This is a genomic window from Achromobacter sp. EB05 (genome assembly GCF_044232075.1).
GTDB classification, from domain to species: Bacteria; Pseudomonadota; Gammaproteobacteria; order Burkholderiales; family Burkholderiaceae_B; genus Achromobacter; species Achromobacter dolens.
This window is the reverse complement of the sequence record NZ_CP155917.1, coordinates 505,339-517,568: the sequence shown is the minus strand read 5'-3', so window position 1 is coordinate 517,568 and position 12,230 is coordinate 505,339. Positions and strand designations below refer to the sequence as shown.

12 protein-coding genes are annotated in these 12,230 nt (G+C 68.6%); 6 read left to right on the top strand and 6 right to left on the bottom strand.

Annotated elements, in window-relative coordinates; translation table 11 throughout:
- Nucleotides 1–76 precede the first annotated feature (76 nt).
- The 4 genes from AAID08_RS02430 (at nt 77) to AAID08_RS02415 (ending at nt 4,083) form a co-directional block, all read left to right on the top strand.
- On the top strand, nt 77–886 hold the full coding sequence (locus tag AAID08_RS02430) for a thiazole synthase (protein WP_006386872.1): 810 nt from the start codon (nt 77–79) through the stop codon (nt 884–886).
- The gene (thiD, locus tag AAID08_RS02425) at nt 883–1,725 is read left to right on the top strand and encodes a bifunctional hydroxymethylpyrimidine kinase/phosphomethylpyrimidine kinase (protein WP_054419002.1); all 843 of its coding nucleotides are present in this window, start codon (nt 883–885) and stop codon (nt 1,723–1,725) included. Before AAID08_RS02430 ends, thiD begins: the two co-directional genes overlap by 4 nt.
- Nucleotides 1,726–1,969: 244 nt before the next feature.
- Entirely contained in the window at nt 1,970–2,650 is a 681-nt protein-coding gene (locus AAID08_RS02420) for a protein-L-isoaspartate O-methyltransferase (protein ID WP_054483542.1), read from the top strand.
- Nucleotides 2,651–2,751: 101 nt separating this feature from the next.
- The gene (locus AAID08_RS02415) at nt 2,752–4,083 is read left to right on the top strand and encodes a TolC family outer membrane protein (protein ID WP_064524885.1); all 1,332 of its coding nucleotides are present in this window, start codon (nt 2,752–2,754) and stop codon (nt 4,081–4,083) included.
- Between the two features lie 16 nt (nt 4,084–4,099).
- Here the strand turns inward: AAID08_RS02415 and AAID08_RS02410 are convergent, their stop codons facing one another.
- From AAID08_RS02410 to ubiE, 6 genes are all read right to left on the bottom strand, one after another.
- A complete protein-coding gene (locus tag AAID08_RS02410; protein ID WP_054503333.1) occupies nt 4,100–4,588 on the bottom strand; it encodes an adenylyltransferase/cytidyltransferase family protein in 489 nt (162 codons plus the stop codon).
- A gap of 25 nt (nt 4,589–4,613) precedes the next feature.
- Complete coding sequence (locus tag AAID08_RS02405; protein WP_006386867.1) at nt 4,614–5,492, bottom strand: ferritin; 879 nt, start codon at nt 5,490–5,492, stop codon at nt 4,614–4,616.
- A gap of 181 nt (nt 5,493–5,673) precedes the next feature.
- A complete protein-coding gene (ubiB, locus tag AAID08_RS02400; protein WP_054503332.1) occupies nt 5,674–7,227 on the bottom strand; it encodes a ubiquinone biosynthesis regulatory protein kinase UbiB in 1,554 nt (517 codons plus the stop codon).
- A 3-nt stretch (nt 7,228–7,230) separates the two neighbouring features.
- The gene (locus tag AAID08_RS02395) at nt 7,231–7,869 is read right to left on the bottom strand and encodes an SCP2 domain-containing protein (RefSeq protein ID WP_054503331.1); all 639 of its coding nucleotides are present in this window, start codon (nt 7,867–7,869) and stop codon (nt 7,231–7,233) included.
- 195 nt (nt 7,870–8,064) lie between these two features.
- Nucleotides 8,065–9,066 carry a Tim44 domain-containing protein gene (locus AAID08_RS02390; protein WP_049070943.1) on the bottom strand — a complete coding sequence of 334 codons (1,002 nt, stop codon included), beginning with the start codon at nt 9,064–9,066 and terminating at the stop codon, nt 8,065–8,067.
- A gap of 179 nt (nt 9,067–9,245) precedes the next feature.
- Complete coding sequence (ubiE, locus tag AAID08_RS02385) at nt 9,246–10,022, bottom strand: bifunctional demethylmenaquinone methyltransferase/2-methoxy-6-polyprenyl-1,4-benzoquinol methylase UbiE (protein ID WP_049070942.1); 777 nt, start codon at nt 10,020–10,022, stop codon at nt 9,246–9,248.
- A 161-nt stretch (nt 10,023–10,183) separates the two neighbouring features.
- Here ubiE and phoB point away from each other — a divergent pair, with 161 nt between their 5' ends.
- On the top strand, nt 10,184–10,882 hold the full coding sequence (gene phoB / locus AAID08_RS02380) for a phosphate regulon transcriptional regulator PhoB (protein WP_054503330.1): 699 nt from the start codon (nt 10,184–10,186) through the stop codon (nt 10,880–10,882).
- Nucleotides 10,883–10,894: 12 nt separating this feature from the next.
- On the top strand, nt 10,895–12,202 hold the full coding sequence (phoR, locus tag AAID08_RS02375; RefSeq protein WP_054503329.1) for a phosphate regulon sensor histidine kinase PhoR: 1,308 nt from the start codon (nt 10,895–10,897) through the stop codon (nt 12,200–12,202).
- Nucleotides 12,203–12,230: the final 28 nt, after the last annotated feature.

Genomic DNA, 12,230 nt, shown 5'->3' with positions numbered 1-12,230 from the left:
ATCAACCCGTTGATCCCCGATGATCAGCCAGCCCCCGCGGGTCCCGCTGCGCGCGCCCGCTCTTTGAAGCACCGCCATGACCACTCAAGACACTCTCACCATCGCCGGCCGCGCCTATTCGTCGCGCCTGCTCGTCGGCACCGGCAAGTACAAGGATTTCGAACAGACCCGCGCGGCGCTGGACGCCAGCGGCACCGAGATCGTCACGGTCGCCATCCGCCGCACCAACATCGGCCAGAACCCGGGCGAGCCCAACCTGCTCGACTACGTGCCGATGTCCAAGTTCACGCTGCTGCCCAACACCGCCGGCTGCTATTCGGCCGACGACGCCGTGCGCACGCTGCGCCTGGCGCGCGAGCTGCTGGACGGCCACGCCCTGGTCAAGCTGGAAGTGCTGGGCGATCCGCACACGCTGTTCCCCAACATGCCGGAAACGCTCAAGGCCACCAAGACGCTGGTGGATGAGGGCTTCCAGGTCATGGTCTATTGCACCGACGATCCCATCCAGTGCCGCATGCTCGAAGACATGGGCGCCGTGGCGGTGATGCCGCTGGCCTCGCTGATCGGCTCCGGCATGGGCATCCTGAATCCCTGGAACCTGCGCCTGATCATCGACCAGGCGCGCGTGCCGGTGGTGGTGGACGCCGGCGTGGGCACCGCCTCGGACGCCGCCATCGCCATGGAACTGGGTTGCGACGCCGTGCTGATGAACACCGCCATCGCCGCCGCGCGCGACCCGGTGCTGATGGCCAGCGCCATGAAGAAGGGCGTCGAGTCCGGCCGCGAGGCCTTCCTGGCCGGCCGCATGCCGAAAAAGCTCTACAGCGGCGCGCCCAGCTCGCCCACCGAAGGCCTGATCACCGCCGCCCCCGGCGCCGCCAAATGAGCAGCCGCCAGCCGGCCGCCACTGGCCGCCCGATCCCCAACGCGCTGACCATCGCCGGCGTCGACCCGTCCGGCGGCGCCGGCATCCTGGCCGACGTCAAGGCCATGAGCGCCCTGGGCGCCTATGGCTGCGCCGTCATCGCCGCGCTCACCGCGCAGAACACCCAGGGCGTCAGCGGCATCTCACCGGTGCCGCCGGCCTTCGTCGGCCAGCAGATCGACACCCTGTTCGCCGACGTGCGCATCGACGCGGTCAAGATCGGCATGCTGGGCCAGCAGCCGGTGATCCAGGTGGTGGCCGAAAAGCTGGCCAAGTGGACCCCGGCGCACGTGGTGCTGGACCCGGTCATGGTCGCCAAGAGCGGCGACCTGCTGCTGGAACGCGATGCCGTCGGCGCCATGCGCGAAGCGCTGCTGCCGCAGGCCACGCTGCTGACCCCCAACCTGCCCGAGGCCGGCGTGCTGCTGGAAGAGCGCCCGGTGGAAACGGTCAAGGAAATGCGGCGCGTGGCCGAACGCCTGCGCAACAAGCTGGCGCATTCGGGCCAGCGCTGGGTCATGGTCAAGGGCGGCCACCTGCCCGGCAACGACACCATCGACCTGCTGCACGACGGCGACCGCATGATCGAGCTGCCCGGCCACCGCATCGAGACCGCCAACACCCACGGCACCGGCTGCACCCTGTCGGCCGCCCTGGCCGCCCTGCTGCCGCAGGTCGAGGACGTGCCCGAGGCGGCGCGCCGCGCCAAGGCGTACCTGACCGAGGCCATCCGCCACGCCGAGCGCCTGTCGGTCGGCTCCGGCCATGGCCCGGTGCACCACTTCCACGCCTGGTGGTGAGACCGGCGGGGCGGTATCGGACTTCGTATCAGGTCCCCCCGCCCCGGCCGGCCGCCAGGGCCGATGTAACCCGGCTCCCCGCGCTCTCCTCCCGTCCGCCCGGCTGGCCGTGATTGCGTCCGAAAGCGCCGCGACCGCCGGCCCGTTTCCGGGCGTGTAACCAGGCGGCCCGCTCCCCGGCGTCACAGGACGCTACGAATCGGTACAATGGTCGGCTGATTCCTCCGCTTTTTTCCTGACCGTCATGAACGCTTCGACCCTGCCCGACGTAGAACAAGCCCGCTTCAACATGGTGGAACAGCAGATCCGCCCGTGGGACGTCCTGGACGCCAACGTGCTGCAAGCACTGTTCGATGTGCGCCGCGAACAGTTCGTTCCGCCGGCCCTGCGCGCCCTGGCGTTTTCCGACCTGGAACTGCCGCTGGAAATCAACGCGGTCAATACCCGCCAGACCATGCTCGCCCCCAAGGTCGAAGCCCGCCTGGCCCAGGAACTGCAACTGAGCAAGTCCGACTGCGTGCTGGAAATCGGCACCGGCTCCGGCTACCAGGCCGCGCTGCTGGGCTACCTGGCGCAGCAGGTCACCTCGGTCGAGATCGACAGCCGCCTGGTCACGTTCGCGCAGCAGAACCTGCAGATGAACAACGTCACCAACGTCAAGGTCGAAACCGGCGACGGCCGCAACGGCTGGGGTTCCACCGAATACGACGCGATCCTGGTGACGGGTTCCGTGCCGGTCGTGCCCGACGCGCTCAAGTACCAGTTGCGCGTGGGCGGCCGCCTGGTCGTCGTCGTCGGCCAGGCCCCCATCATGACGGCCTGTCGCATCACCCGCACCACCGCCGCCAGCTTCGAGACCGTCAATCTGTTCGAAACGGTCATCAAGCCCCTGCGCGGCGCCACGGTGTCGCAGTTCAAGTTCTGAGTTCCCAGGCGGGGCCGTGCGGCCCCGCCACGCCGGCCCGCCCGGCCACACGGGCCCCCGCCCTGGATTCCCTGGAGCAGCACCCCTCCCCCTGACAGATCATGCGCGTCCGACTGCTTACGGCTTTACTGGTTTTTACCTCCGCCGCAAGTGTCGGCCCGTCTGTCGCGTGCGCGCAGAATCTGCTGCAGGTGTGGCAATCCGCCCTGGGCAATGACCCCATCTATGCGGCGGCCCGCGCCAACTACCGCGCCGGGCTGGAAAAGGAACCGCAGGCGCGCGCCCTGCTGCTGCCCGAGGTCTCGGCCGGGGTCGGCGGCGCCTACCAGGAAACCCGCAGCACCCGCGGCCTGAGCATGGCCTACAGCGGCGGCCGGGGCGTCTGGGACCTGGCGCTGAGCCAGCCGCTGTTCGACTGGGGCCGCTGGCAGAACTACGAGCAGTCCAAGCTCATCGTCGCCGATGTCGAGGTGCAATTGCAGCAGGCCTACCAGGACCTGCTGCTGCGCGTGGCCGACGCCTATTTCAACGTGCTGTACGCCCAGGACGCCCTGACCGCGACCGAGGCGGAGAAAGCCGCCGTGTCCGGCCAGTTGGAGTCGGCCAAGCGCAACTTCGAGCTGGGCAACGCCACCATCACCGACACCTACGAAGCGCAGGCGCGCTACGACCTGGTGGTGGCGCAGGAACTGCGCCTGCAGAACGACCTGGACGTGCGCCGCGACGAACTGGCCAGGATCATCGGCGCGGCCCCCGGCGCGCTGGCCGAACTGCCGCCGGGTGTGCAGTTGCCCGCGCCGCAGCCGGCCCGCGTGGCCGACTGGAGCAACCAGGCCGAATCCTCCAGCCTGGAGGTGCTGCGCGCCCAGTTGCTGACGCGCATCGCCGGCCGCGAGATCCAGATCGCCAAGAGCGGCCACTACCCTACCCTGAACCTGCGCGCCACCAGCGGCAGCGCCAGCGACGCGGTGATGCGCAATGCCACCCCCGGCAAGCCGATCGACAGCACCATCGGCGTGGTGCTGTCGATTCCCTTGTATTCGGGCGGCGGGGTGTCCTCGCAGGTCACGGAAAAGGTGCAGCTCGAACAGAAAGCCCGCCACGATTTCGAGGCCGCGCGGCGCCAGGCGGTGCAGGCCGCGCGCCAGTACTACACCGGCGTCACCAGCGGCCTGGCGCGCATCCAGGCGCTGGAAGCCGGCGAGAAGTCCAGCCGCGCCGCGGTCGAGGCCAACCGCACCGGCTACGAGGTGGGCGTGCGCATCAACCTGGACGTGCTCAACGCCCAGCAGCAGCTCTACGCCACCCAGCGCGACCTGGCGCTGGCGCGCTACAGCACGGTGCTGTCGGGGCTGCGCCTGAAGGCCACCAGCGGCATCCTGGCCGAGTCCGACCTGGAAGCCATCAACCGGTTGCTGCGCGAACCGCGCTGAGCGTGTGGCGCCGGGCTCAGGCGCCCTGGATCTTCTTGACCAGCGCCGTGGTGGAGCGCTCGAACTCGAACGGAATGGCCACCGCGCGGCCGCCCCAGGTCTTGACCAGGGCGGTCTCGGGCAGCTTTTCCATGTCGTAGTCGCCGCCCTTGACGATCAGGTCCGGCTTGAGCTGGCCGATCAGGGCCTCGGGCGTGTCCTCGTGGAACGAGGTGACCACCGTGACAAAACCCAGCGCCGCCAGCAGCGCGGCGCGGTCTTCCATGCGGTTCAGCGGGCGCTCGGCGCCCTTGCCCAGGCGGCGCACCGATTCATCGGTGTTGACCGCCACGACCAGCGTGGCGCCCAGTTGGGCGGCCTGGTCCAGGTAGGTGGCGTGGCCCCGGTGCAGGATGTCGAAGACGCCATTGGTGAACACCAGCGGCCGCGGCAGGCGGCCGGCGGCAACGGCCGCGACGCAGTCGTCGCGGGACAGGACTTTGGATTCGAAACGGGCGGCTGGCATGCCGCGATTGTACGACGGCGCCCGGTCAGGCGCCGGCCAGCACGATTTCCTTTTCCTTGGGCACCACCAGCGCCGTCATTTCCTTGCGATAGCGGTTCAGGTCCTTGACCGTCTCGAAGCTGCGGTCCATCAGCTTGGACAGGATGTGCAGGATACGGGTGGCGACCTTCTGTTCCCAGATGCCGTCGAAGCGGATCTGGCTGTCCAGCCAATGCTCCAGCCAGCCCGGCTCGGGCAGGCGCGACTGCACCGTGTCGTTGGGGAACAGGTCCTTGTTGACGTGCAGGTTGGTCGGGTGCAGCGCCTGCTGGGTGCGGCCGGCCGAGGCCATCAGCACGCCGATCTTGGAGAACGCCAGGCGCGCCTGGACGCTGGTGTCCTCGCCGCGGTTGTGCAGCGCGCGGCGCATGTACTGCAGGTAGGCGCCGGCATGGCGGGCCTCGTCCTGCGCCACGGTCTTGTAGATGGCCTTGATGACCGGCTCGGTGTGCCATTCGGCGGCGCGGCGATACCAGTGGTTCAGGCGCACTTCGCCGCAGAAGTGCAGCATCAGCGTTTCCAGCTCGGGCGCGACGTCGAATTCGAAGCGCACGTTGTGCAGCTCTTCTTCCGTGGGCACCAGATCGGGACGGAAGCGGCGCAGGTATTCGATCAGCACCAGGGAATGCTTCTGTTCTTCGAAGAACCACACCGACATGAAGGCGCAGAAATCGCTGTCGCCGCGATTGTCGCGCAGGAACATCTCGGTGGCCGGCAGCGCGGCCCACTCGGTGATGGCGTTCATCTTGATCGTGTGCGCCTGCTCGTCCGAGAGCTTGCTGCGATCGAAGTCGCCCCAGGGAATATCGTGCGCCATGTTCCAGCGCACCGCTTCCATGGTCTTGAAGAGTTCAGGATAAAGCATGTTCTGCCCTTGTTTTCGTCCCGCCAGTGGGGCTATAGAAATTGATGAATGGCGCACGCACTTGCCGGCGTGACGCTGCACAAGTCTGCCCAGCGCTATTTTTCGCCGTCTCCCGCGAAGCTATGATGACCGTTTCATGAATGAAACATGACAGGGGATCGCACTTACACCATCGCGCCGCCTATCGGGTCAATGCCCACAACGCCACCCCGATCGCCAGGGCCAGCACGCCAACCAGCGCCGCGACCAGCCGGTTGTTCTGCTCCTGGGCCCGCCGCAACTGCGCCATCTCGGCCAGCAGGGCCGGCGAGAGATTCGGGCGGTTCAGGTGGTCGTGGACCAGCCTGGGAAGCGCCGGCAGCATCTGCGACCACTGCGCGGCTTCTTTTTCCAGGCTCTGCCGCAAGCCCTTGATTCCGACACGCTGGCGCATCCAGCGTTCCAGATAGGGCTTGGCGGTCTTCCAGAGATCCAGGTTGGGGTCGAGCTGCCGCCCCAGCCCTTCGACGTTCAGCAACGTCTTCTGCAGCAGCACGAGCTGCGGCTGGATCTCCACATTGAACCGGCGCGAGGTCTGGAACAGGCGCAACAGCACCTGGCCCAGCGAAATCTCGGACAACGGCCGGTCAAAATAGGGTTCGCAGACGGCGCGCACCGCGCCCTCCAGTTCTTCCTCGCGCGTATCGGGCGGCACCCAGCCCGACTCGATGTGCAACTGCGCCACGCGGCGGTAGTCGCGATGGAAGAAGGCCAGGAAGTTCTGCGCCAGGTAGTTCTTGTCGAATTCCGACAGCGAGCCGACGATGCCGAAGTCCAGGGCAATGTAGCTGCCCAGCGTCTCGGGCCGGTCGGACACGTAGATGTTGCCCGGGTGCATGTCGGCATGGAAGAAGCCGTCGGTGAACACCTGGGTGAAGAAGATCTCGACGCCGGTGCGCGCCAGGGTCGGAATGTCGATGCCGGCGGCGCGCATGCGCTCGACCTGGCCCACCGGCACGCCATACATGCGCTGCATGGTGAACACGGTGGACGCGGTGTATTCCCAGATCACCTCGGGCACCATCAGCATGTCGCCGCGGCCGGATTCCGGGCCGAAGTTGCGGCGCAACTGGCTGCAGTTGGAGGCCTCGCGCACCAGGTCGAGCTCATCGTGCAGGTACTTGTCGAACTCGGCCACCACCTCGCGCGGCTTGAGCCGGCGGCCATCGGCGCCCAGGCGCTCGATGATGCGGGCCACGATCTTGAGCAGCGACAGGTCTTTCTCGATGATGCCGAGCATGCCGGGGCGCAGCACCTTGACCGCCACCTCGCGGCCGTCGTGCAGCACCGCGAAGTGCACCTGGGCGATGGAGGCCGACGCCACCGGGTCCACCTCGAACTGCGCGAACAGCTTTTCGGGCGGCGCGCCCAGCGCGGCCTCGATGCAGGCCGCGGCCTGGGCCGACGGGAACGGCGGCACGCGATCCTGCAGCAGCGCCAGCTCGTTGGCGATGTCGGCGGGAATCAGGTCGCGGCGGGTGGACAGCACCTGGCCGAACTTCACGAAGATCGGGCCCAGCGATTCCAGCGCCAGGCGCAGCCGCAGGCCGCGCGGCTGGCGTGGCCGGGTCCCCAGGCGGATGACACGCAGCAGGCAGGTGGCCAGCGGATGGTTCAGGCTGGACAGCACCAGCTCGTCCAGACCGTAGCGCAGCGAAACCAGGATGATACGAAGCAGGCGAAGCAAGGGAAACATGGGTCAGGCGCCTCGCTTGGCGGCGACCGTGGCCAGTCGCGATTGCAGGGCGGCGGCCGAGCGCGTCAGGGCGTCGGCGCGGGCGTTCAGCTCGGCCAGGTCCAGGCGCCATTGCTCCAGCGCCGGGCGGCCCAGCAGCATGCCGCTTTCCTCGGCCAGGTACTCGGACACGTTCTCGGCCATGCGCTGGCCGGCCTCGCGCGCGCCGCCGGCGGCCGCGCGCAGCCCGCCGGCGATGCGCAGCGCGGGAATGTCGCCCACCAGCCGGGCCAGGCTGTCTTCCGGGTCCCAGCGCAACTGCTTGGACAGGTCCGCCACCACCTGGGCCAGGGCGGCGTCGCCGGAAATATGCGTGGCTTCGGCGAAATCGGGCGCCGCGCCGCCCGCGCCCAGGCGCGGCAGCGGCAGCTTCTCGGGCGCCACCGTCAGGGTCACGTCGGGCACCACGGCGGCATCGGCCTGGGCCGCCAGCCCCTCGCTGTCGATGGTCAGGCCCAGCGTGAAGCCGCCCAGCGCAAAGCGCACGGTCTTGCCGGCGTGACGGGCCAGGCGTTCGCGCGCCCAGTCCTCACGCTTCAACAGGGCGTTGAGCGCGCCGACGGCCAGCCGTGCAGGAGTGGGCAGAAACGAAAAGGGCAACATGACGGTCCGCGACCCCGCGCAACGGGGCTGACGAAGTTGATGGGTAAATCGGGAGTGTAACGGGTTGGATGGGGGTGTGTTCCGGACAGTCGGGACGCGGTTTGCGCCCGCGCATGGAAAAACCGGCCCTGAGGGGCCGGTTGTGGCGGACGGCCGCGAGGCCGCCGCGATAGCAGGAGATTGGCGCCAGCCGGATCAGCTGGCGTATTCCACCGGGATCTGCTGGATGCCGGCCAGCAGCCAGCCGCCGTTGGCGGGCTTGAACAGGTTCCAGACTTCCTCGAAGCGGAAGGCTTCGGCGCCCGGGGTTTCGCGCAGCATGCCCGAGAAACGCACGCTGGCCAGGTGACCGTCGGACACGGTTTCGATGCCCAGCAGCTCGGCGTTCAACAGCACCACTTCGGTCTTGTTGGGGGCCGCGCCACGCTCGGCCAGTTGCGGCTTGAGCTCGGTGATCAGGTCGTCGGTCAGGTAGTCGCGCAGGCGGTCGGTGCTGCCGCTGTCCCACACGGCCTGGATGCGCACGAACTGTTCCTTGGCCTGCTTCAGGAAGTTGGGCGTATCGAAGTCGCCGGGCACGAACCAGTTGTTGTCGTCACCCGCCTTGGGCAGCACGGCGGCCGGGGCGGCAGCGGCGGCTGCGACCGGCGCCGCGGCCGGAGCGGCCGGCTTCAGCGCCTCACGCCACATGGGCTGCTGCTGCGGCTGGCCAGGCGCGTTGTTGGCGCCGCCGAAGGCGCCCTGCGTGGCCGGACGCGGCGCCGCGCCGCGCAGGCGGCGGATGATGAACATCACGGCGAACACGACCACGGCGATCAGCAGCGCGGACGACAGGAACTCGGCGAAGGCGCCCGACAGGCCCATGCTCGAGAGCAGCGCGGCGATGCCCAGGCCGGCGGCGATGCCGGCGATGGGGCCGAGCCAGCGCGAGGCGCCGCTCTTGGCGGCGGCGCCCGCGGCGCCGGCCGTGGCGGCGCCGGCGGCCGCCGGGGCCGCGGTGGCGCCCGCGGTGTTGCTAGCGGCGGTCGGCGGCGTGGTCGCCTGGCGCTGCTGGGTCACATTGGAGGATTGGCGGCCGACGCTGCTGCCGCCGCCGGCGCGGCGGGCTTCGGCGTCAAACGACGCCGTCACCAGCGCAGCGCCGGAGATGGCGATGAGCGCCGCGGCGACAAACCGCGAGAAACAGAATTTGGTCATGGATTTGCTCCCTCGTACCCGCGCTTCCCGCTGCCCCGAGCAGCGGAAAGCCGCACGGATCGTGCGGCCGTTCAGCGCGACTTTCTTACAATAATCTGAATGACGTAAGAATAACGGACAAGCCGTCGCCCCACAAGTTCCCCCGGGGCAAAGAAAAGCCGTATCGGACCCAGGGCAGGTCAGCCCAGGCGCACGCCCTCATGCAGGGCGGCGATGCCGGCCGTCAGGTTGAAGTACTGCACCCGCTCCAGGCCGGCGGTGCGCAGCATGTCCGCCAGGGTTTCCTGGTCGGGGTGCATGCGGATCGATTCCGCCAGGTAGCGGTAGCTGGCCTCGTCCTTGGCCACGGTCTTGCCCAGCCAGGGCAGCACGTTGAAGGAGTACCAGTCGTAGGCCGGCGCCAGCGGCTTGGCGATGCGGGAGAATTCCAGCACCAGCAGCTTGCCGCCCGGCTTGAGCACGCGGGTCATCTCGGCCAGCGCGCGGTCCTTGTGGGTCATGTTGCGCAGGCCGAAGGCCACGCTGACGCGGTCGAAATACCCCGTCGGGAACGGCAGGCGCTCGGCGTCACAGACGGCCGTGGGCACCAGCAGGCCGGCGTCGGCCAGGCGGTCGCGGCCGACCCGCAGCATGGAATCGTTGATGTCGGTCAGCCAGACCTCGCCGGTGGGGCCGGCGCGCTTGGCGAAAGCCTTGGCCAGGTCGCCGGTGCCGCCGGCGATGTCCAGCACCTTCATGCCGGGGCGGATGGCGGCGCGGCCGATGGTGAAGGCCTTCCAGACGCGGTGCAGGCCGGCCGACATGAAATCGTTCATGATGTCGTAGCGCTGCGCCACCGAATGGAAGACTTCGGCGACTTTGCGGGCTTTTTCGCTTTCCGGCACCGATTGGAAGCCGAAATGCGTCGATTGGGACGCGGAATCCGCGGAATGTTGCGATTCGGAGGGGTTTTGCATGGTGAATTCCCGATATATCGTCCAATGGTAGCCTATCGGGGCCCGCCGGATGCCGCCCGCGGGCGGCGCAAGGCACCGTGCGGTCACATACCTGAAATATTGCGGCCATACTATCGCAATGTTCGCGCCGCGCCGGCGCTCCGAAGCGTGCCCTATCCGCCATGTCCAGCACCATCCTCGTCGTCGAAGACGAACCCGCAATCCAGGAACTGATCGCCGTCAACCTGTCCTTCGCCGGCCACAAAGTGCTGCGCGCCTTCGACGCCGACCAGGCCCAGACGCTGATCCGCGCCGAGCTGCCCGACCTGATCCTGCTGGACTGGATGCTGCCCGGCACCTCCGGCCTGGCCATGGCGCGCAAGCTGCGCAACGACGAGCGCACCCGCGCCGTGCCGGTCATCATGCTGACCGCCAAGGGTTCCGAGCAGGACAAGGTCGACGGCCTCGAAGCCGGCGCCGACGACTACATCACCAAGCCCTTCTCGCCCAAGGAGCTGATGGCCCGCATCAAGGCCGTGCTGCGCCGCCGCGCGCCGCAACTGACCGACGACGTGATCGACGTGGGCGGCCTCAAGCTGGACCCCGTCACGCACCGCCTGTCGGGCAACAGCCTGTCGCTGCAGATCGGCCCCACCGAATTCCGCCTGCTGCACTTCTTCATGACCCACCCGGAACGCGTGTTCTCGCGCTCGCAACTGCTGGACCAGGTCTGGGGCGATCATGTCTTCGTCGAGGAACGCACCGTCGACGTGCATATCCGCCGGCTGCGCAAGGCGCTGGAGCCCAGCGGCCACGACGCCCATGTGGAAACGGTGCGCGGCAGCGGCTACCGGTTTACGGCACAGGTCCCGGCGCGGTAAAACTCCCGCACGATGATCTGGCTGCGCACCCTTATCCTGGTCGCCCTGTGGGCGGCGATCGCGCTATTGGCGCAATGGCTCATTGGAGATCCGGCCGGTTGGGTGCTGTTCAGCGCCGCGCTGGCCACCATGCTGCTGTGGCGAAGTTGGCGCCTGCACCTGGTGTCGCACTGGGCCAGGCATCCCGACACCTCGCCGCCCGCCTCGGTCGGCCCCTGGGACGATATCCTCGCCCCCCTCTACCGCTACACCCGGGCCCGCGCCCGCGAGCTGGCCGAGACACGCGACACCATGCAGGGCATGCTGGCGGCCGCCCAGGCCCTGCCCGACGGCGCGGTCACGCTCAATGAAGACTTCCAGATCGACTGGTGCAACCGCATGGCGCGCCAGCACCTGGGCCTGCGCCTGCCGGCCGACCGCGGCCACAACCTGCTGAACCTGCTGCGCGCGCCGGAATTCGTCGAGTACGCCCACCGTTCCTCGTGGCCCGACCCGATCCTGGTGCGCCTGGGCCAGAACGGCCAGGAACGGCTGATGATGATGCAACTGACGGCCTACGCCAGCAACCAGCGCCTGCTCATCACCCGCGACGTCACCCAGATCGAGCGCCTGGAAACCACGCGCCGCGACTTCGTCGCCAACGTCTCGCACGAACTGCGCACGCCGCTGACGGTGCTGGCCGGCTTCCTGGAAACGCTGCGCGACATGCCCGCCGACGCCCTGCCGCCCGAGCAGCGCGCGCAGTACCTGGATATGATGCACGAGCAGGCCCAGCGCATGCAGGCCATCGTCGAGGATCTGCTGACGCTGTCGACGCTGGAATCGTCGCCGGGCAGCGACCCGCGCGCGGTCAACATGGGCGCGCTGCTGCAGAAGGCGCGCCAGCAGATCGAGGCCCTGTCCGGCGGGCGCCATGTCATCGAATGGCACATCGACGAAACGCTCGACGTGCTGGGCGCCGAGACCGAGCTGACCTCGGCGCTGTCGAACCTGTTGACCAACGCCGTGCGCTACACGCCCGACGGCGGCACCATCACCGTGCGCTGGGAACGCGAGGCCGATGGCAGCGGCCGCTACAGCGTGCAGGACACCGGCATCGGCATTCCCGCCCGCCATATCCCGCGCCTGACCGAACGCTTCTACCGCGTCGACCGCGGCCGCTCGCGCGCCGTCGGCGGCACCGGGCTGGGGCTGGCGATCACCAAGCACATCGCCATGCGCCACGACGCGGAACTGCTCATCACCAGCGAACCCGGCAAGGGCAGCGTGTTCGCGCTGCGCTTCCCGCCAGACCGCATCGCCGTCGATCCGTCCGCCTGAACGCTACACGCGCAACGCGCGCAGCGGG

Excerpts from the sequence above, each read along its gene's own strand:
- AAID08_RS02390 (WP_049070943.1), bottom strand. The coding sequence starts at position 9,066 with ATGACCAAATTCTGTTTCTCGCGGTTTGTCGCCGCGGCGCTCATCGCC.
- thiD (WP_054419002.1), top strand. The coding sequence starts at position 883 with ATGAGCAGCCGCCAGCCGGCCGCCACTGGCCGCCCGATCCCCAACGCG.
- AAID08_RS02395 (WP_054503331.1), bottom strand. The coding sequence starts at position 7,869 with ATGTTGCCCTTTTCGTTTCTGCCCACTCCTGCACGGCTGGCCGTCGGC.
- phoR (WP_054503329.1), top strand. The coding sequence starts at position 10,895 with ATGATCTGGCTGCGCACCCTTATCCTGGTCGCCCTGTGGGCGGCGATC.
- ubiB (WP_054503332.1), bottom strand. The coding sequence starts at position 7,227 with ATGTTTCCCTTGCTTCGCCTGCTTCGTATCATCCTGGTTTCGCTGCGC.
- ubiE (WP_049070942.1), bottom strand. The coding sequence starts at position 10,022 with ATGCAAAACCCCTCCGAATCGCAACATTCCGCGGATTCCGCGTCCCAA.
- AAID08_RS02430 (WP_006386872.1), top strand. The coding sequence starts at position 77 with ATGACCACTCAAGACACTCTCACCATCGCCGGCCGCGCCTATTCGTCG.
- AAID08_RS02415 (WP_064524885.1), top strand. The coding sequence starts at position 2,752 with ATGCGCGTCCGACTGCTTACGGCTTTACTGGTTTTTACCTCCGCCGCA.
- AAID08_RS02405 (WP_006386867.1), bottom strand. The coding sequence starts at position 5,492 with ATGCTTTATCCTGAACTCTTCAAGACCATGGAAGCGGTGCGCTGGAAC.
- AAID08_RS02410 (WP_054503333.1), bottom strand. The coding sequence starts at position 4,588 with ATGCCAGCCGCCCGTTTCGAATCCAAAGTCCTGTCCCGCGACGACTGC.
- AAID08_RS02420 (WP_054483542.1), top strand. The coding sequence starts at position 1,970 with ATGAACGCTTCGACCCTGCCCGACGTAGAACAAGCCCGCTTCAACATG.
- phoB (WP_054503330.1), top strand. The coding sequence starts at position 10,184 with ATGTCCAGCACCATCCTCGTCGTCGAAGACGAACCCGCAATCCAGGAA.